This is a genomic window from Arthrobacter sp. OAP107, assembly GCF_040546765.1.
In the GTDB taxonomy this organism is placed as follows: Bacteria; Actinomycetota; Actinomycetes; order Actinomycetales; family Micrococcaceae; genus Arthrobacter.
This window is the reverse complement of record NZ_JBEPOK010000001.1, coordinates 1,816,987-1,833,554: the sequence shown is the minus strand read 5'-3', so window position 1 is coordinate 1,833,554 and position 16,568 is coordinate 1,816,987. Positions and strand designations below refer to the sequence as shown.

At 66.4% G+C, this 16,568-nt stretch carries 25 protein-coding genes and 1 pseudogene; 3 read left to right on the top strand and 23 right to left on the bottom strand.

Annotated features, from left to right (window positions below):
- Positions 1-197: 197 nt before the first annotated feature.
- Together ABIE00_RS08640 and ABIE00_RS08635 are read right to left on the bottom strand one after the other, a co-directional pair.
- Positions 198-1,229: a hypothetical protein gene (locus ABIE00_RS08640; RefSeq protein WP_133830741.1), complete on the bottom strand. Its 1,032-nt coding sequence runs from the start codon at positions 1,227-1,229 to the stop codon at positions 198-200.
- 137 nt (positions 1,230-1,366) lie between these two features.
- Positions 1,367-2,323 carry a hypothetical protein gene (locus ABIE00_RS08635; RefSeq protein WP_354259102.1) on the bottom strand — a complete coding sequence of 319 codons (957 nt, stop codon included), beginning with the start codon at positions 2,321-2,323 and terminating at the stop codon, positions 1,367-1,369.
- A gap of 170 nt (positions 2,324-2,493) precedes the next feature.
- On the opposite strand from ABIE00_RS08635, the gene ABIE00_RS08630 reads away from it, so the two are divergent.
- Entirely contained in the window at positions 2,494-3,051 is a 558-nt protein-coding gene (locus ABIE00_RS08630) for a LysM peptidoglycan-binding domain-containing protein (protein WP_354259099.1), read from the top strand.
- Here ABIE00_RS08630 and ABIE00_RS08625 read toward each other — a convergent pair.
- The 7 genes from ABIE00_RS08625 to ABIE00_RS08595 form a co-directional block, all read right to left on the bottom strand.
- The gene (locus ABIE00_RS08625; RefSeq protein ID WP_354259096.1) at positions 3,032-3,385 is read right to left on the bottom strand and encodes a hypothetical protein; all 354 of its coding nucleotides are present in this window, start codon (positions 3,383-3,385) and stop codon (positions 3,032-3,034) included. The two genes, ABIE00_RS08630 and ABIE00_RS08625, sit on opposite strands and share 20 nt — an antisense overlap.
- Before the next feature lie 71 nt (positions 3,386-3,456).
- Positions 3,457-3,759 carry a hypothetical protein gene (locus tag ABIE00_RS08620; protein ID WP_354259093.1) on the bottom strand — a complete coding sequence of 101 codons (303 nt, stop codon included), beginning with the start codon at positions 3,757-3,759 and terminating at the stop codon, positions 3,457-3,459.
- Positions 3,760-3,975: 216 nt separating this feature from the next.
- Complete coding sequence (locus tag ABIE00_RS08615; protein ID WP_354259090.1) at positions 3,976-4,503, bottom strand: hypothetical protein; 528 nt, start codon at positions 4,501-4,503, stop codon at positions 3,976-3,978.
- A gap of 169 nt (positions 4,504-4,672) precedes the next feature.
- A complete protein-coding gene (locus tag ABIE00_RS08610) occupies positions 4,673-5,080 on the bottom strand; it encodes a hypothetical protein (RefSeq protein ID WP_354259087.1) in 408 nt (135 codons plus the stop codon).
- Positions 5,081-5,220: 140 nt separating this feature from the next.
- Entirely contained in the window at positions 5,221-5,859 is a 639-nt protein-coding gene (locus ABIE00_RS08605) for a hypothetical protein (RefSeq protein WP_284975276.1), read from the bottom strand.
- Entirely contained in the window at positions 5,856-6,977 is a 1,122-nt protein-coding gene (locus ABIE00_RS08600) for a hypothetical protein (RefSeq protein WP_133830748.1), read from the bottom strand. The genes ABIE00_RS08605 and ABIE00_RS08600 overlap by 4 nt, the downstream gene beginning before the upstream one ends.
- A complete protein-coding gene (locus ABIE00_RS08595; RefSeq protein ID WP_133830749.1) occupies positions 6,977-7,534 on the bottom strand; it encodes a hypothetical protein in 558 nt (185 codons plus the stop codon). The genes ABIE00_RS08600 and ABIE00_RS08595 overlap by 1 nt, the downstream gene beginning before the upstream one ends.
- A gap of 116 nt (positions 7,535-7,650) precedes the next feature.
- Between ABIE00_RS08595 and ABIE00_RS08590 the strand changes: the two genes are divergently transcribed.
- On the top strand, positions 7,651-8,349 hold the full coding sequence (locus ABIE00_RS08590) for an SDR family NAD(P)-dependent oxidoreductase (protein WP_354259082.1): 699 nt from the start codon (positions 7,651-7,653) through the stop codon (positions 8,347-8,349).
- 2 nt (positions 8,350-8,351) lie between these two features.
- Entirely contained in the window at positions 8,352-9,437 is a 1,086-nt protein-coding gene (locus ABIE00_RS08585; RefSeq protein ID WP_354259079.1) for a hypothetical protein, read from the top strand.
- Here ABIE00_RS08585 and ABIE00_RS08580 read toward each other — a convergent pair.
- From ABIE00_RS08580 to ABIE00_RS08515, 14 genes and pseudogenes are all read right to left on the bottom strand, one after another.
- A complete protein-coding gene (locus ABIE00_RS08580) occupies positions 9,434-10,123 on the bottom strand; it encodes a class I SAM-dependent methyltransferase (RefSeq protein ID WP_056387501.1) in 690 nt (229 codons plus the stop codon). The genes ABIE00_RS08585 and ABIE00_RS08580 overlap by 4 nt on opposite strands.
- Before the next feature lie 160 nt (positions 10,124-10,283).
- A complete protein-coding gene (locus ABIE00_RS08575; protein WP_133830752.1) occupies positions 10,284-10,631 on the bottom strand; it encodes a hypothetical protein in 348 nt (115 codons plus the stop codon).
- Positions 10,632-10,659: 28 nt separating this feature from the next.
- On the bottom strand, positions 10,660-11,022 hold the full coding sequence (locus ABIE00_RS08570) for a hypothetical protein (RefSeq protein ID WP_354259075.1): 363 nt from the start codon (positions 11,020-11,022) through the stop codon (positions 10,660-10,662).
- Between the two features lie 108 nt (positions 11,023-11,130).
- Entirely contained in the window at positions 11,131-12,432 is a 1,302-nt protein-coding gene (locus tag ABIE00_RS08565; protein WP_133830753.1) for a replication-associated recombination protein A, read from the bottom strand.
- A 3-nt stretch (positions 12,433-12,435) separates the two neighbouring features.
- Positions 12,436-12,888: a hypothetical protein gene (locus ABIE00_RS08560; protein WP_354259072.1), complete on the bottom strand. Its 453-nt coding sequence runs from the start codon at positions 12,886-12,888 to the stop codon at positions 12,436-12,438.
- A 29-nt stretch (positions 12,889-12,917) separates the two neighbouring features.
- Positions 12,918-13,232, bottom strand: coding sequence for a hypothetical protein (locus ABIE00_RS08555; RefSeq protein WP_133830755.1), 315 nt, complete (start codon positions 13,230-13,232; stop codon positions 12,918-12,920).
- Between the two features lie 215 nt (positions 13,233-13,447).
- Positions 13,448-13,645: pseudogene (locus ABIE00_RS25945) on the bottom strand (WhiB family transcriptional regulator); the annotation flags it as partial.
- A gap of 229 nt (positions 13,646-13,874) precedes the next feature.
- Positions 13,875-14,219 (bottom strand): hypothetical protein, encoded by a 345-nt coding sequence (locus ABIE00_RS08545; protein WP_071416432.1) that lies wholly within the window; start codon positions 14,217-14,219, stop codon positions 13,875-13,877.
- Positions 14,216-14,701, bottom strand: coding sequence for a hypothetical protein (locus ABIE00_RS08540; RefSeq protein ID WP_071416431.1), 486 nt, complete (start codon positions 14,699-14,701; stop codon positions 14,216-14,218). The genes ABIE00_RS08545 and ABIE00_RS08540 overlap by 4 nt, the downstream gene beginning before the upstream one ends.
- Positions 14,701-14,982 carry a glutaredoxin family protein gene (locus tag ABIE00_RS08535; protein ID WP_354263307.1) on the bottom strand — a complete coding sequence of 94 codons (282 nt, stop codon included), beginning with the start codon at positions 14,980-14,982 and terminating at the stop codon, positions 14,701-14,703. Before ABIE00_RS08535 ends, ABIE00_RS08540 begins: the two co-directional genes overlap by 1 nt.
- A 119-nt stretch (positions 14,983-15,101) precedes the next feature.
- On the bottom strand, positions 15,102-15,782 hold the full coding sequence (locus ABIE00_RS08530) for a hypothetical protein (RefSeq protein ID WP_354259064.1): 681 nt from the start codon (positions 15,780-15,782) through the stop codon (positions 15,102-15,104).
- Entirely contained in the window at positions 15,779-16,048 is a 270-nt protein-coding gene (locus ABIE00_RS08525; RefSeq protein WP_056387532.1) for a hypothetical protein, read from the bottom strand. Before ABIE00_RS08525 ends, ABIE00_RS08530 begins: the two co-directional genes overlap by 4 nt.
- Positions 16,045-16,245: a hypothetical protein gene (locus ABIE00_RS08520; RefSeq protein ID WP_354259060.1), complete on the bottom strand. Its 201-nt coding sequence runs from the start codon at positions 16,243-16,245 to the stop codon at positions 16,045-16,047. The genes ABIE00_RS08525 and ABIE00_RS08520 overlap by 4 nt, the downstream gene beginning before the upstream one ends.
- The gene (locus ABIE00_RS08515) at positions 16,242-16,559 is read right to left on the bottom strand and encodes a hypothetical protein (RefSeq protein WP_056387538.1); all 318 of its coding nucleotides are present in this window, start codon (positions 16,557-16,559) and stop codon (positions 16,242-16,244) included. The genes ABIE00_RS08520 and ABIE00_RS08515 overlap by 4 nt, the downstream gene beginning before the upstream one ends.
- Positions 16,560-16,568: the final 9 nt, after the last annotated feature.

Below are 16,568 nucleotides of genomic sequence, written 5' to 3'. Positions count from 1 at the left end.
TGAGCTGTGAGCAGGTGAGACGGGAGACGGACCCACGGCAGGGCTGAGCGCCGTACGGGACATGTCGGAAGCAGGGCCACAAGGCCCGGTGACGGGGGCGGTCGGGCTCAGAAGCCCACCGCCTCCCCATCCCCGATCGGGCTCCGCCCGATCCAGTCCTTGTTCCACCGCCAAACCGATGGGCAACCCCCGAAGGTTCACCCCGCCTCGGCGGAGGCTTCCCGTGCCGCCACCAAAGCAGCGGCACGGTCCAGCAGGAACGGCCTGCCGTTGCGCATCTGGGCGTGCTTGGGCCGAGGCTCGATCACCGCCAGCGAGGTCTTGTACAGCAGCCAGGCCTCGTCACCGGAGGAGAACTGCGCGCCGAAGGACCGGTAGGTGCGCAACGGCAGCTGCATGCCGGTGTAGAGGACACCCAGGACGGAGAACTCCCAGCGGGAGCGGTCGTTGTCGAAGTCCTCGGGCGTCTTCAGCCGGTCGCGGGAGCCGGCGAGTGTCTGCTCGACGATGGCCTCGGCGTACGGGATGTCGGGCATTTCGCCGTCGGTGCCGACGGCGGTCGAGGGGATGCTGATGCTTGGCTTGGCCTTGGCGGCGAGGTCTGCATACAGGTCCGCCACCGAAGAGAACCGGTCGGAGGCTGGTCGCGCCGCAACGTGTTCGACGATCCGCTGCGGCACCGGGTTGCGGGTGAACGTGCACCAATGGTCCAGGAGGATCTCGTACCAGCCGTGCTCCTCGCGCAGGACGCGCTTGTCAGCGGCGATCGGGAAGTCGTGGAGGTTGGCAGGCAGCGGGGCGACCAGGTGGAAGCCCCGGCCCGACATCGACAGCTCCGAGTACAGGATTCCGGGCAGGCGCAGGATGTCTGCGGCCACGTCCGGCGGGCAACCGGGCTCGACGTCGATCACGATCAGACCGTCGGAGGGGGCCTGCAGGTAGAAGGCAGCGTTCGCCGCGTTCGGCAGTGTGTCGGCCAGCTGGTCGAGGGTGAGCAGGCAGGTCGCGTCCAGGGCGAAAGCTCCGCGCAGGGGGCCTGCGTGGCGGCAGCCCGGATTGCAGCCGTCGAGCAGGTGCCGCACATCGATCGGTGCCTTGCGGCCGGAGTCCTCGTCGTCGAGCTCGCCGAGCCGGCCGGAGATGGTCCAGCGGCAGGCGGTCGCCAGGGCGCGAATCGCGGGGTTGTCATAGAAGCTGGGGAAGATCGCGCGGGGATCGACGGCGGTCACATCAATGCCTTCTTGTCGGGAGCGGATGAAAACAGGGCCGGGTTGCACTCTGGCCCTGAAAGACGAGACCCCCGTACGGCATGGATGCCTGCACGGGGGTCTCGTCTGGGGGTTCGGTCGGTCGGATCGGCCTTGGATCAGCCCTGGTAGGTGATTCCGGCCTGCTGGGCATCGCCGGAGCCGCCCCACGTGCCCTGGCCGGCGGGAGCACCCACGGCCGAACCCGCGTTCTTCAACTCGGCGTTCTCACGCTCGAGGCGGGCGAGCTTCTGCTCGGGCGTCTCCTGCTGCGGCTGCACCGCGGGGACCGGGGCGGCAACCGGAGCCACGGCAGGGGCCGCCTGCGGAGTCACCGCGACCGGTTCGGTCAGGACCTGCGCGTGGGCCTGGGCGGGGACCGGACCCGCGACTGAAGCCGCGACGGCGGGCTGCGGGGCCGGGAAGGACAAGCCGTCCTCGACCTCGGTGGCGACCGGCTCCTCGCCGTTGCCGACGGCGGAGCCCGAGCCCGGCTGGGCCTGGACCGCGCGGGGCGGGGCGTTGAAGACGATGCCGCGGGCCGCGAGCTCCCCGCTGGCGACGCCGCCGGCGTTGTAGTAGCGCGGGGTCTCGTGCACAATCACCTGGTCGAGCGACAGGCCGCGGTTGGCGAAGTTCTTCGGCTTGTAGACGCGGAGCACGAGCGTCACGTCCAGTCCCTGTGCCAGCTCCTGGCCGGAGGTGTCCTGGTCATAGGTGCCATCACCCTTCTCGGACGGGATCGCGATGATCGGCAGGTTCGTGCCCTTGGAGTCGATCGAGTAGTTCGCGCCCGAGGCTGGGTTCTTCTTCGAGGTGTAGCGGCGCTCGGAGACGAACTGCTCCTCGACCGTGGGGTTCGCCGGGTCGGCGAACTGCACCTCGGCCTCGGTGATCGTCGCCGTGGTGTGCGGCTTGCCCACGGGGCTCATGCCGTTCTGGACCTTGCGCTGGTCGCTGGCGGCGAGGGCGGCACCCTCGATGAGGCTGGTCAGCCGGGCGAAGGCGAGCTTGCCGCGGATGAAGACGCTGGTGCCCTCGGTGAGCTGGTTGGCGGAGATGGAGTAGTTGGCCATGGTGGTGGGTTCCTTCTGTTGAGTGATTCGGTGGTTCTTGGCGGCCCGTCGGACTGGTCTATGACTCGTCTATCCCTTTCCTATTCTATCAAGATGCACTGGACTACGAGTAGAATGTGCATAAGGACTCGAATAGTCGCAAATGGTGAGCTGGATAGAGAGGGACAGGGATGACGGATACGATGCACAGGCCCGAGGAGAAGGCCGCTGATGCGGCCCCCTCGGCCCGGGTGACGGCGCAGCGGCGGGACCGGCTTGGGCCCCTGGGCTATGGCGGTGGACCGGTGCTGGCGGCCGGGATCATGGCCGGTGGCGCGCTGCTGTTCGCCGGCTGGGGCGCGACGCAGCTCCTCACTGCTGACCGGAGCCCGGCGAGCGATGCGGCGGCAGCTTCCCAGCACGAGGAGGGCACCGTGACGGTGACCTTGCCGGACCGGGACCGCAACGGGGTCCCGGACGCCTTCGAGGCCAAGGCCGGTAACGGCAGCTCTGCGGACGGCCAGGGTTCGGGCACCTCGGCGTCGGGCAAGGGCGACGAGGACAAGCCGGCGCAGGTCCCCGAGCCGAAGCCACAGCCGCGGGCGTACGTGATCCAGTGGGGTGACACCCTCACGGAGATCTCGGCGGAGACCGGAGTGCCGATCGGGGCCCTGGTCGAGAAGAACCGGATCCAGGATCCGAATCTCATCTACGCCGGGGCCTCGCTGCTCATCCCGCCCACGGCGTGAGAGCAGGCCTGGGGCCCGGACTGCGCCGACCTTCAGCGCAGTCCGGGCCTCTTGCTGTGTCCGGAAACGGGCAGTCGGCGGGTCCTGCAAGCATCTGCTGCAGCGATCGCAGCCGCGCCAGCTCGGCCTGCATGCGGGCGACGTCGTCCGGCGGGCAGTCCTGGGGGTAGTCGAGCTTGTACTCGGCGAGCAGCTCGATCTTGGCGGCGAGGAGGTCCGGCACGCCCAGTTCGTCGATCAGGGCCCGGGCGAAGGCCCGGAAAGCGTCCTCGTGGGTGATCGCCGCGCCCTGGGCCCAGCCGAGGGCTTGCGAGGGCGGATTCTCCGTTCTCATGGGTGAGACCGCGGGAGGTGACGACAGCGGCTGCGGCCTTCTCGGTGAGGTTCGCCATCGTCCCGGTCGGGTCAGGCATCGGCATCGCCGCCTTGCCCTGCGGCGCTGTCGCCGGCCGGGGGCGTCGGGGTCTGGATGTCCAGCCAGATCTGCATGGCATCCAGCGCGTTCGAGACCCCGTCGCCTTCGTCTAGCGTGATCAGCTCCGTCCACCCCGACTGCGTGAGCGTCGAGACGGCGAACTCTCCCTTGGCCGCAGTCACCTGGTAGAGCCCAGAGCCGGCGACTTCGTAGATGGTCCGGCCGTGCCGGGCGGAGCCTTCGGCCCGTTCGTACTTGACGGGCAGCTGGGCTGCGCGGAGAGGGACGGTCATGGGCTACTCCTGTGGGTCGTGGCTCTCAAGAACAGACGATTCGGTAACGGTGGCCGCGCCGCGCACCGCGCGGCTGCGACCACCACGGAACGACCCCCGGGACCGGCGTGAGCCGGTCCACGGTCTTTCCACCGGTTCCCCAGGGACGCAAAAGACCCCGCCTCGGCCGAAGCCGGGCGGGGTCGACCGAGCGCCGGAAGAAGTGCTGCGCCGCGCTCAGGCGGCGTCGGTGTCGGCCTCACCGGGATCCTCGGCAGCGTCGTGCTTGTCAAACAGGAAACCCCGGGCCTGGCCGCTGGCCATCATGTCTCCGAGGTGCGCCAGCAGCACCGCGCGCTGCGTGGTCCGGCGGTCCTCCAGCGGGTCGTAGTCGCGCAGGGCATCCAGGTTGACCACCCAGCCGTTCTCGCGTTCGACTGCTTCCTCAAGTTCGGAGCCGGCGGCGACGGCCATACCGGTGAAGTCGTGGTCGAACTCGGGTGTGACGTCGAGCCGCTGTGTCGGGTCGTCGATGTAAAGCGTGTCGCCGAACAGCAGCCCGCCGGAGCGGTCGAAGGCGGTGAGAAAGACGCGGTCGGCGCGGGAGGTGTTCTCGACATGCACGGCGGCCACGGCGTCGTTGGCGAGAAAGTCCGTCTGGCTCAGACGGGCATAGGTGCGTGAGCGGGCCTCGTAGCACCACATGATCGACCGGGCCTCGTCGAATCCGCGGAACTCGTCGGAGGGGGGCTGCATATCGACCATCTGATGCTCCTTCACGGGCGTGATCACCTCAGTCCGGCGGGACATCACGATGTACGGAATCGCCGGGCTGTGGTTCCCATCCTGCCACAGGAGTGGAAAAGATTCCACTCAAATACCAAACGCCGGCACGAGGAAGACGTCCCCAGGGTGGTGGGACCCCGCGGCGGGATCAGTCTTGAGTGGAGTCAGGGCTCTTGGGCGGGTCGTCGAGCTGCTCGCTCTTGCGCGCCAGCTCCACAATGGCCCGGATGCTGGCCAGCGCGCCGTCGCTGAGCCCGTGCACACGCAGGGCGATGGTTCGCTCCTGCGGGGTCAGCTCCTGCTCGGTGGCGCTATCTGGCTCGTTCTCCTCCAGGAAGTAGGACAGGGGGACGTCGAAGGCGTCGGCCAGAGCTCGGAGGTGCTGCAGGCGGGGATTGTGGGCCTCCCCCTTGCGCAGTTGCTGCAGGTAGCTGAGCGACATCGAGGAGATGCCGCGCTGCTCCATTCTCTGGACGATTTCCTGCAGGGTGACGGGGCGACCGTGTGGTCCTGCCGTCTCCGCGAACAAGCGTTCTAGTCGCTGGGCGATGGTCACGGAGCTGGATCCTCCTCGTGATTTCAGACATGAAGTCATCGAGGCGAACGGTGCACGCGACGACACCTTCATACTAGTGGAAGATCTTCCAATGCGGTGGCATCGGCACATTTCCGGTTGCGCCGGAGCAGCGGGCAGTCCTAGCCGGCCGTGGGCATGTACGCACTGGCTCCGAGCATCACGGCGGCCGCCAGGCCGGATCCGAGTGTGAGCTCGAGGCGTGTGTGGTGCTTTAGCTTCAGCCGGGCGAAGGCGACCACGGGCAGCAGGGTTGGGAGGGCGAGCAGCCACCAGGGCGAGAGCAGCATCGCCGCGAGGACGACGAGGGAGGTGAAGCAGAACGCGTGCATGGAGACTTTCGGTCCCAGGAGGGTCACTCCCCCGGCAAGGACGAGCCCGGCAACCATCGTCGGCAGGATCCACAGCAGCGGGCGCGGTGCGTCCAGCAGCACCGCCGTTGCCATGCCTCCAAGCACAGACGCCACGCAGACCAGGAAGACCCGCCAGCGCTGATCGCGCCGGGTGACGTGTCGATCGGTGAGCTGCTCGCGCCGCACGGCGACATGGATGGTTGCTGTCGGGATCACTGCGCAGAAAGAGCCGATCAGGATGCCCCATCCGAGACCAACCCATGTATGCGGGTGGCCTGTGACGCCGCAGAGGACGCAGATGAGGAACACGGACACAGCGGGCGCGAACACGTCACTGAGGATCCGGGCGGCCCGGGCCGCAGGATCGCCGGTCTCGGGGATGCGTATTTTCGTTCCGTTCCCGGTCATCGCCCGTCCGTCCCATTCATGGCACTCATCGCTACTCGGATCTCGTAGAGGCTCTGCACAGAGGCGGCCAAGGTTTCGTCGTCTTTCAGCTTGAGCGTGCGGAGCCGGCTCAGGGCGAGTGTGAACCACCCGAGGCTGGGAACGGCGTTCTCGCCGCTGAGATGGCGCACCAGCCCCGCCGACAGGTGCGGATCCTCGGGGTGCTGCCTGTGCAGGGGTTCCAGTGCGGGGTCGTGGTCCTCGCGGATGAGTCTGAGCGCGTCGTGGGTTTCGATGGTGAGCCTTGAGAGCGTCATCAGCTGATCGAACCCCTGCCTGTCTTCGGGCGGAAGCTTTACGTCGGGGTGAAGAGTGGTGGTCGTTCGCCACAAAGGTACGACGACCTCGTGCGCGAGGCGGAGCGCGAGCCTCACCTGCGTTTCTATGCTGATGCGGCGGATGACCCCTGTTGCGAGTCCCAGGAAGAAGAAGCTGACAACGGTGACGAGGAGTTGTGTCCTCAGTTCAGTTCCGCCGACGACCGGACTGCCAAAGAGGTCCAGGAGTGATGAGCCGATGAACAGGGCAGATCCGATGGCCCCCGTAAAGACGAATGCAACCGGAAGGCGGGCGGAGAAGGGTTGGTTCTTCTGCGTCATGGTCCGCCAACAGCCGACGGCAACTACGGCAGTTGCCGCGGCGAATGCAGAGAGGTACAGGAAGTTGTAGGAGATCAGTGCCCAAGCCTGGCCGCGGGCAAGGGCGGCGTCGATGTCGACCCGGTCGTAGATGGTGCCGTCGGCATGGACGGGGATGAACCACACCAGCACGGCCTCGCCCAGGGCGATGATCCCGGCGAAGAGGTAGATGAACCGGGTTGCACGTCGTGAAAGCGGAGTCGCGCGGAACGTAAGGATGAGCAGCGCCACGGATACCTGGGCGGTCAGGATGGCAAGGCGCTTGAGGAGGTCGACGGCAGGTCCGTCTAAGGGCGGCTCCACGCCACGGCAGACCGTGGCCACGAAGAGGGCGGCACAGGTGACCCTGAGAAGGTTAACCCGGCGTCGGCGTCCTTGATACAGGGCAGAGACGATGATGATCAGGCCCATGGTGATACCGACAATGATGATCTCAGTCATCAGATCTCACCGTCCTCGTTTGATCCGGACAGGAAGGCGAGGACCTCGCTGCGTTCTTCCGATGCCCGCCGCTTCCGGTGCAGAGCATCCATCAGCCGCATGCCGGTGGTCTCGGCGCGCTTCTCCACCGGATCGTCGAACATGCTGCGCAGATGGGTGCAGTCGGTGTCGGCCCGGACGTCGCCGTGCAGGATATGGGCGAACTCGTGGAGGATTGTCTGCTCAATGTTGAGGGGCGGGAGCTCAGGGTCGTAGAAGACGTGGGCCACTCGTCCGATCACAGTGGTGAGGCCGCTGACCTCATAATGGCGCATCTCATCCGGGATGGGCCGTATCACGATCTCGAGGCCGCAAGCTGAGGCGATGGCTTTCCCGAGTGCTTCGAGGCTCAACTCGTTCGGCCAGTCGAAGAGGTCGAGCTGAGCGGGCTTCGGGGTGCAGCTGGTGGCACCGACCTTGGCAGCGCCTTTGCGCATCAGTCGGGCGAACAGGGGGTGACGGGGCTGGCCGTTCCGAGGCGTATCGGCGGTCGCAGCGGATGGAATAAAGGCAGGCATCAGCGTTCCTCTAAATAGCGAGAAGAGCGGACACCGCCTGTCGTTTGTCAACGAAGGGGTACAAGTCCAGTAAAGTTCCGTGTCACAACTTTACAACCTGGGAGGGTAAGAAAAAAATGAGCGACATGGGGAGAACTGCCCTGGTGATCGGTGCAACCCGTGGGATCGGGGCGGCCACGGCTCGAGCCCTGCTCTCCGCCGGCTACCGGACGGCGGGTACGCATCGTACCGGGGGGACCGTGCCCGAGGGGGTGCTCCCCCTCGAGATGGATGTGCGTGACGGTAATTCGATCGCAGCTGGCGTCAAGGCGGCTGCCGCCGACCTGGGTGGTCTGGATGTGCTCGTCGTCGCAGCAGGGATCACCCGCGACAAGCTGCTCATGCGGATGAGCGAGGAGGACCTGATCGAGGTCATGCAGGTCAATGCGATCGGGCCGATGCTGGCCTGCAAGGCGGCCCTGGGGCCGATGCTGCGGCAGCGCGGCGGATCGATCGTGCTGGTTTCATCCATGTCCGTGAAGTACGGCGTTGTCGGCCAGTGCAATTACACTGCATCCAAGGGGGCATTGGAAGCGTTTGCACGATCGATGGCCAGGGAGTACGCAGCCCGGAACATCCGGGTGAACGTTGTTGCTCCCGGCGCAACTGATACGGACATGATGGCTGATGTTGCTGAGGAGGCACGGATGGCAATGCGGGAAGGAATCCCGCTGGGTCGGTTCGGGACGGCAGATGAAGTCGCTTCGGCGATCATTCACACCGCGGAGAATACCTACATGTCGGGGGCCACTGTGCAGGTCTCAGGCGGTATTTGATCATGCAGGTCCAGCTGGATGTAGGTTCCTGGGGCCTTTTCTGCGGAAGCGACGGCAAGCAGCTGGTTCTGGTGGACGATAAGCCCTGTGGTCCGGTCTCCGCTCGGAAGCCCACGCGTGCAATTCCCAGGCGTCTTCTACTTGATGAGAACCGCATCGCCCAGGTGATGCGCAGTGGCAATGTAATTTCCGAGACAGTCCCCCATGCGGACGAGCAGTGGGCAGTTGAGGTACGGCCCGTCTTCTCTCCACGTACCTCCACGGTGATCGGTGTCCTCGCCGGCGTGGCCAAAGCGGCTGATCCGCTTCCGGAACCACCGCTGGTCGGTGGCTGGGAATGGGAGATCGAGCGTGACGCCGACGGTCAACCAACACTGCGCCGGCGCACGTACTGGGACCGGAACCTGTTTCGTATCTATGACGTCGACACAAGCGTCGCCCAGCAGCGCAGTGGCTATTGGGAAGCCGGGGAATGGGCGAGCGAGCTCATCGACCAGTCCGACCGGATGCGCGTGAACAGCCTCATCCGCGACGGCATCCAGGACGGGCTGATGGGCGTAACGGGCAAGGTCCGGTGCCTGACCTACAACATCGTCACAGGTTACGGCACGGCTTCACAGGACCGTCGGCACATGCGCCTGGTCGGCGTGATTCCGCCGATCGAGCCCGATCACGACAAGATCTATCTGCAGGGCTTCAGTTACGAGGCCCCGGAGACTTTTCACGATATGGCCTTCGAGCAAGACGCCAATGCGGGGCGCGTGGACGACGTGCTTCGCGGAGTCATGGCCCTGGCCAAGGAACCGATGGCCGTCGTCGACTCTGCAACGCTGGATGTTCTTATGACGTCGCCATCGTGGCGTCGGGAAGACTTCGGGTATGTCGGCGGCCTTGGTGAATTTGCCATTGACGCTTCAGGTGAGTTGCACAGGTTCATCGCGGCTGCGGCGAGGGATACCGCTCGTTCTCAATCGATGGGTCTGGCGCTTCGCCGGGTCGACGGTTCCGTGCAGGATGTGCGCATCACCGCCACCGGAGTCAGGTCTGGGGCTGAAGGGCGGGATGCAGTCATCAGGCTCGACTTTTAGTCGAGTCCACCTGCCCCGCCGTTTCGCAACGGGTTTCGTGCACTGAACACCGCCACGGTACCGATGACGTCGACCTTCACTTGGTCGAAGCTTCGCCGCAGTGCAGCCTCAAGTCCTGCGGCGTCGTCTTCGCGGTTGTGAAAGATGCCCAGGCGGTTGTACAGGGCCATGAAGCCGCGGCCGATGAGGTTGTGGCTCACGCCACTGCCCAGGATGGTACTGCCGAACAGCACACCGTCAGCAGCGAGCCGCTCCCCTAGGTGTTTGAAAGCTACGCCCTTGTCCGCCCAGGAGCCGGGAACGCAGTGGAAGACGTAGTTCGCCGCGATGGAATCGAATTGGCCGAGAGCCTCGGGGATCGGTTCGAGGACGTTCGCGGTCACACCTCTGGTGCTTACGTGGGTGTGGGCGAGTCTGGACGCTGCGTGCTCCACGCTGTTTTCGTTGAGGTCCATGAGTGTGATCTCAGCAGATTCGGGGAGGTCGGCATTGGCGAGGTACCAACCAGTGCCGGGACCGACATCGAGATGGCGGGTGCCGATGCAACGGTTGTACTGGTCTAGCATGAGCTGGCTGGGGCATCGCCAGGCCAGCGAATTGGAGAACTTCACGACGAGCAGGTCGTAGAAGCCCAGCACCGGCTTGCTGTAGATACCTGCGCCGCGGCGCACTTCCTGGTCGTTCATGTGATCGGAGCCTATCGGTCGAGGTCGGTGAAGTGAGGGTCAGCAGGGTGGTTTCACGAAGGAGCAAGGACGGCTGTGCTGGGGTCCGTGTCCACTGGGTAGCTCTGAGATTGCATCCTAGTGGAAGTAGTTCCACTGGTGAAGTCGAGCCGGTGCGGCGTCAGCCGAAGACCAGCTCGCCGTAGCAAGCGGTCTGAAGGATGATGTCAAGGTCTTGGACGCAGCCGAATCCGAGCTGTTCGGACTCGATGGCGGCAGAGCAGCAGAGGTGGTACCCCTTCTGCTTGGCCTTTCGAAAGGCTTCCTTGATTTGGGCGGCCGACAGCTCGTAGTCCTTGGTCTTGGACTCGTCATCAGACTCTGGATCGTCAAGTGTGATGCTCACGTGCAAGCCGTCCTCTGTCAGCTTGCTCCCGTGGTACCAGGGAAGCGCGCCACCGAAGTAGAACTCTTCGACGTCCTGCAGGACTGAAGCTGCTGATTGGGTGAAGATACCGGTGTTGGTCATGTTTCCATTCCTTCGCGATTCCGTGCGATCAGGGCAAAATGACTTCGCGGGAGGCGAGGTCGGAGAGAACGGCCGGATCCGGGCCCCGTGCATCGACGCTGTCCTCCTCACAGAGGGCATCGATCAAAGGGTGGCCTTCCAGCGCGCTGCGGGCTTCTGTGGGAGATGCGAAGACGACAGCTGTGCGGGGATGGAACTCCCGGTCGATGAGCACGTAGCCTAGTTCGCCGGGCTCGCGGCGCTGCATGCGCAGCAGGTCGAGATGCAACCGTGCCTGCGCTTCGACGGCGGCGACGTCGATACCAAGATCTGCTGAGAGTCGGTCGTCCACAGTCCTGGGCTTGTCGGACTCCGGGGTCTGCCTCGCGCGTTCAGTGTTGTCGTTGATCATGCTCATCCCCTCTCGTAGGTCTTGTGGAAGCCGACGACTTTGCTGGTGATTTTCCATGCAGCGACGATCCAGGATGATGCGGCCACGGTTCTACCTCTGGTCCGCGATCTAGTCGAGGGGGTTCCTGTCCTCCACGGTCATCTGATCGATCGCAGCCAACCGTCTGGCGATTGTTTGTTCGAAGCCATTGCCGGTAGGACGGTAATACTGTGTGCCGCGGACGGCATCGGGTAGGTATTGCTGCAAGACAACTCCGTGTTCGAAGTCGTGAGGGTAGAAGTAGCCTTCTCCGTGCCCGAGGCCCTTCGCGCCCGGGTAGTGCGCGTCGCGCAGGTGCACTGGCACGCTCCCGGTCCGGCCGCGCCGGACGTCTTCCAGCGCTTGGTCGATGCCGCGGATGACGGCCGGCGACTTGGGGGCCGTGGCGATTGCGACCGTTGCCTGAGCGAGGTTGAGCCGCGCCTCGGGCATACCGATCAGCTGGACTGCCTGGGCGGCGGCCACTGCGATGCCCAGCACCGAGGGGTCGGCCATGCCGACGTCCTCGGAGGCGTGCACCACCAAGCGCCGTGCGATGAACCTCGGGTCCTCCCCCGCCTCGATCATCCGGGCCAGCCAGTGCAGGGCCGCATCCGGGTCGCTGCCTCTCATGCTCTTGATGAATGCGCTGACGACGTCGTAGTGCTGGTCGCCATCGCGGTCGTAACGCTGCAGCGCAGCGCCGGTGACCTGCTCCAGCACCTCGCGGTCGACGACGCTCTTGCCTGCGGCCTGCGCAGTTGCGACAGCGGTCTCCAGCCGGTTCAGCGCCTGGCGGACGTCGCCGCTGGACAGCCCTGCAATGATCTGCAGCGCGGGGTCGGCGAACCCGATCCCGGTGGCTGAGAGGACCGGGTCCTCCTCTAGGGCACGCGAGAGCAGGTTCACGACCTCGCCGTCCTCCACAGGGCGTAGGACCAGCAGGATTGAGCGCGAGACCAGTGCCGAGTTGACCGAGAAGCTCGGGTTCTCGGTGGTCGCGCCGATGAGCGAGATGACCCCGGCCTCCACGGCGGGCAGGAGGACGTCCTGCTGCGCCTTGGAGAAGCGGTGGATCTCGTCAATGAACACAAGCGTCTGGAGGTCGTCGTCGAGGGCCTTCTGGGCTCCGGCGAGCGTTTTGCGGACATCGGCTACGCCGGCGCTGGTCGCAGAGAGCTCGACGAAGCGGCGGCTGGTCTGGCGGGCGATCACCGAGGCGATGGTGGTCTTGCCGACGCCGGGCGGACCCCAGAGCAGGACCGAGGTCGCACCCTCGCCCTGGGCGAGCAGCTCGAGCGGCGAGCCGGGAAAGACCAGGTGCTCCTGGCCCACGATCTGGTCGAGGGAGGTGGGCCGCATGCGGGCGGCCAAGGGTTGGATGGCACTCATGGTCTACTCCTTGTTTGGTTCGAGGCGGGCGATCTCGGCCTCGACCCGGGCTTCTTCGCTCTGTGCCGCGGCGGTGCGCGCCCTGGCCTCGGCGAGCCGGGCACGCGCCTCGCGCAGCGCCTGCGCGTCCGACATGGCCTCGACGGCGTGGATCGCTTCGAGCACCGGTGCGGCTGCGTACGAGGGCACCCGGACGCCGATCTGCAAGTAGAAGTCTTCACCGTCAGATGCGTGACCGACGCTGGGCGGCCGGCCGAACGCTGTCGTGCACTCCTCGTTCTTGCGCGTGTGGATCCGGCCGGCGAAGACCTGGGCGGCGGTCACGCTGCAGTCCGCGACGGCGGCGTGGATGGCCCGGAGCACCGGCTCGACGAGCTGGGTGTCGGTGCGCTGCTGTGGATTGACGGTCGGCAGGAGTCCGGGGTCGAGGTGGCTGTCTTCGATGCGGGGGTGCATGGTTGCTCCTTTTGCGGCGGGGGTGGCCATCAGCTCTCGATGCGCGTGAACGGGCCGGAGTTGTGGACGAACAAGGCGATGATCGGCGCGTACCGGGCGTCGCGGTGTACGCCGCCGGCGTCGGTCCAGCCGCCTTGGGCGTCGAGCGTCCAGCGGTCGCCCGTTGCGTCGAGGTACTCTCCCGGCTCGGCCGGGAGCCGATGCTGTTTCACCATCCGGCGGAGCTTGCGGTCAATGGCGGCGCGTTTCCTGGCCGGCATGGGCGCGCCTGTAGTCCGTTCAGGGGGATAGGCGTCCCCGGGCAGCAGGTTCTGCTGCCTGAAGCGGCGCGGGAACAGTGGCATGGCGGTCCTTTCAATTGACGGTGCTGCGCTCAGGCGGAGACGGCGTCCCGCCGCTCCTTGTGCCGGGCGAGCACCCGGTAGACGGTGCGGTCGGTGACCTCGGCCATGTCGGCGATGGTCCGGGGGTCGATCCCTCTGCCGGCCATCGCGACGATGAGGGTGTCGCGTTCCTGCTTTTGCGCCTGGGCGGCGCTACGGTGTGCCACCGGTGAAGTCTTGATAAGGCGGTCGCGTTCGGCGGTGCTGAGTCCGCCCCAGATGCCGAAGCGCTCGTCGGCGCTCAACGCGTAATCCAGGCACTGTGCGCGCACCCCGCACTGGGCACAGACCTTCTTGGCGTCGGTGGTGTTGCCGCCCTTCTCCGGGAAGAACGCGTCGGGGTCTGTTTCTGCGCACAGGGCATCCCTGCGCCACTTCTCGTCGGGGTCCTCGCCGCTCATGACGGTGCGGCCGGGAGGCGGGTGTTCTGCTGTGCGAGCACCGTGGCTCCTCCTAGAAGTTGTCGGGCGTGTGTCGGTACTTCGTTCTCGGGGTGTGCGGGCACAGAGCCCCGGAGGATCCCATTCCTCCGGGGCTCTGTGCGCGAGGCTTCCGTCCTGTACTCCGGGGCGGCTGCGCCGCGCGCTGCTCCCGCTGTTCCTTTTAGTCACTGAAAAGGTGCGCGAAGTGTTCGTCGCTGAGGTCAATCTCGACACGCTGGCCCTCACGAGAGACCGTGAAGACGCAGCCCTCGTCAGCACTGGGCTGCCATGGTCCGCGCTGGAAGACCTCCCGCCAGACCTTGCTGGCGGCCTCAGCGGGCGATGCAGCATCCTGGTCGATCGTCCATCCGACGAGGTACTCCTCGCTGCCGGTGCCCTCAAACGGGTCGAGCTGATCCCGGGGGAAGACCTGGTCGAGCGCACGCTCGAAGTCTTCCCGGGTGGTGTCGCCGCCGGACACAGCTCCGCGGACGAGGTCGGCAAGGCTGTCGATGTGCAGGCTCATGGGGTTGCTCCCTGGGTTTTGGTTCGGGTGGGGTCTGCTGCGACCAGCGCGGCGATGAGCTCGAGGTCGTCTCCGGTGTCGGGGTCGATGAGGGTCCCGGCGGATCCGATGTCGGCCAGCGGCTGCTCGTGCGTCTTGCCTGCCGTGTCCCGGTAGACGAGCGTCACACCGGACAGGTCCACGGCCGTGGTGCTTACCGGGGAGGACTCGGAGGCCTCGAACGCCGGCCGGATCGCCTCGATGAGCGCGATGAGGTGCTGTACCTCTGCTTTCCGTTCGAGCAGCGCCTTGCGCTGGAGTGCGCGCTGCTCGAACCGGGCCAGGTGCGCGTCGCAGCAGGTGTCGGTCTTGTCGGGTTCGTCCTTGGGATAGGACAGCAGGTAGTGGTCCGTCTCGACGGATTTGTCGACGAGCGTATCGAGCAGGATGTCGGCCTGCCGGGCGGTGATGCTGAGGCCGAGGCGCTGCTGCGCCGCTGCCATCAGGACGCCGCCTTCCGGTCCTCCGGGACGATGCCCTTGGTGCACAGCCGGACGAGGGCGGTGAGCATGTCCTGGCGGTGCCCGCCCCAGTGGACGGTGCGGCCGGAGGCCAGCTTGACGACGATCACGGGTGCCTGGGCATATCCGAGGTCTTCGGTGATGTGGCGGTGGTTTTCATCGCCCTGCTCGATGTCGATTTTGGTGTACTGCATCGCGGGCTGCTGCCGATCGAACAGGCTCTTGGCCTTGTCGCAGTTGGGGCACTCCGCCGGCCCGTAGATGGTGATTTTCGGCGCGGTGCGGGCGGTCCGGGGCAGGTCGCCGATCGTGGTGGGGGTAATGGGACTTGGTTTCCTTCTCTCCCCTGCTGGGGGTCGTTGTGGTGTGGAGGCCCTGGCTCTCAGACGTCGGGCTCCAGGTCGAACAGCCCGGGCTGGGCCACACGCTCGCGCAGCTGCCGGGCGGGTTCCTCGCCGAGGCGCTCGACGGCCTTGTCCAGGTCGCGGTAGGCCTCGGACTCGCCGAGTCCACCCATGGCCTCGATCTGGAAGTACAGCTCGGCGAGCTCCCGCTCGCTCAGGCGGTGGCCGAGCACCTCGGGGGCAGCGAGGTCGATGTACGAGGCGCTGTAGCCCAGCTCCCAGTCGGACTCGGTCTGCTGCTCGGCCGTAAAGGCCACGAGGATGCCGTGGTCGGGCACGAGCGCGCCGACGAGCAGGTCCGCCAGCTGGTCCGGTGTCGGGCTCCACGGCTGCGCCTGCTGGAGGACTGCGCGGACCTTGGTCCGCAGCACTGAGTCGGCGTACAGCCCGGGCTTCCCGCACGGGCAGGTGCCCGCGAGGGGGCCGCGATCGATGGGCACCCAGAGCCCGTGGTCGTGCTCGAGGTGTTGGTCGGCGTCGTGCCGGGCGATGGCTGCTGGTGTCGACATGACCGTGCTGTGCTGCCAGCTGCACCCGATGCACGCCATGCCGTCTGCGCGCTGCTGGCCGTAGACGTAGACCTCGTGCTTGCCGGGGTGCTTGGCGCACTTGCCGTCCGGCGTCGCGTCGACCCACCAGTCGGGCAGGGGCGCGTTCACGGCTTCACGTCCTTGGCTGTGCTGTGCATCTCGGCGAGATGGGCGATGGTGCGCCGGCGGAGCCCGTCGTAAAGCGCCCAGAAGGCGTCGTCGCGCGCGGCGAGCTCGTGTATCCAGCTGTTGATCTGTCCGTCCGGGAGCGCTGCGATCTCCGCCGCCTGCTCCGGATCGAGGCCGTGGGCCTCCGGGGCCTCCCGCAGCTCGGCGCGCAGTGACTCTGCGTCGAGCGCGATTCCGGTTGCGGGCCCTCGGTTGTTGTCGGTCATGGGTGGTCTCCTCGGTGTCGCTGCTGGTCGCGGATCGCCTGTCGCTCCCGCTCGCGGCGGGTGCCCTTGCGGGGCTTGGGGGTGTGCCGCTGCGTCGCACTGGACTTGCGGAGTTCCCGCATCCAGTGCGCCTGTTCGGGATTCGCCGACGGCCGGAAGCCCTCGGTGGAGTAGTGCTGCCTGCGCTTTCGGTTCATGGGTTCTTCTCCTCCGCCACGCGGGCGATGTGGCGGGCGCAGCCAGCCGCCCACGTGCGGGCATCGGCGGTCTGCGCGGCGGCCACCGCCTTCGCGGCGCGGTCGGCGTCGATGGGCAGCCGATGCCGGATGAGCAGCGCCAGGGTGACGTCGAGCATCACGGTGCGCTCGTGGTCGCTCAGCTCCGTCTGCTCGGAGTGCTCGTGCACCCCACGGCGTTCGTGCAGGGCACGGTCCGCCCGCGAATCGAGCAGGGTCTGCTCGATCTCAGGGACGAGCTCTTCTGCGGTGGTCGTGGTGGTCTGGGGCGTCATGCGGTTCTT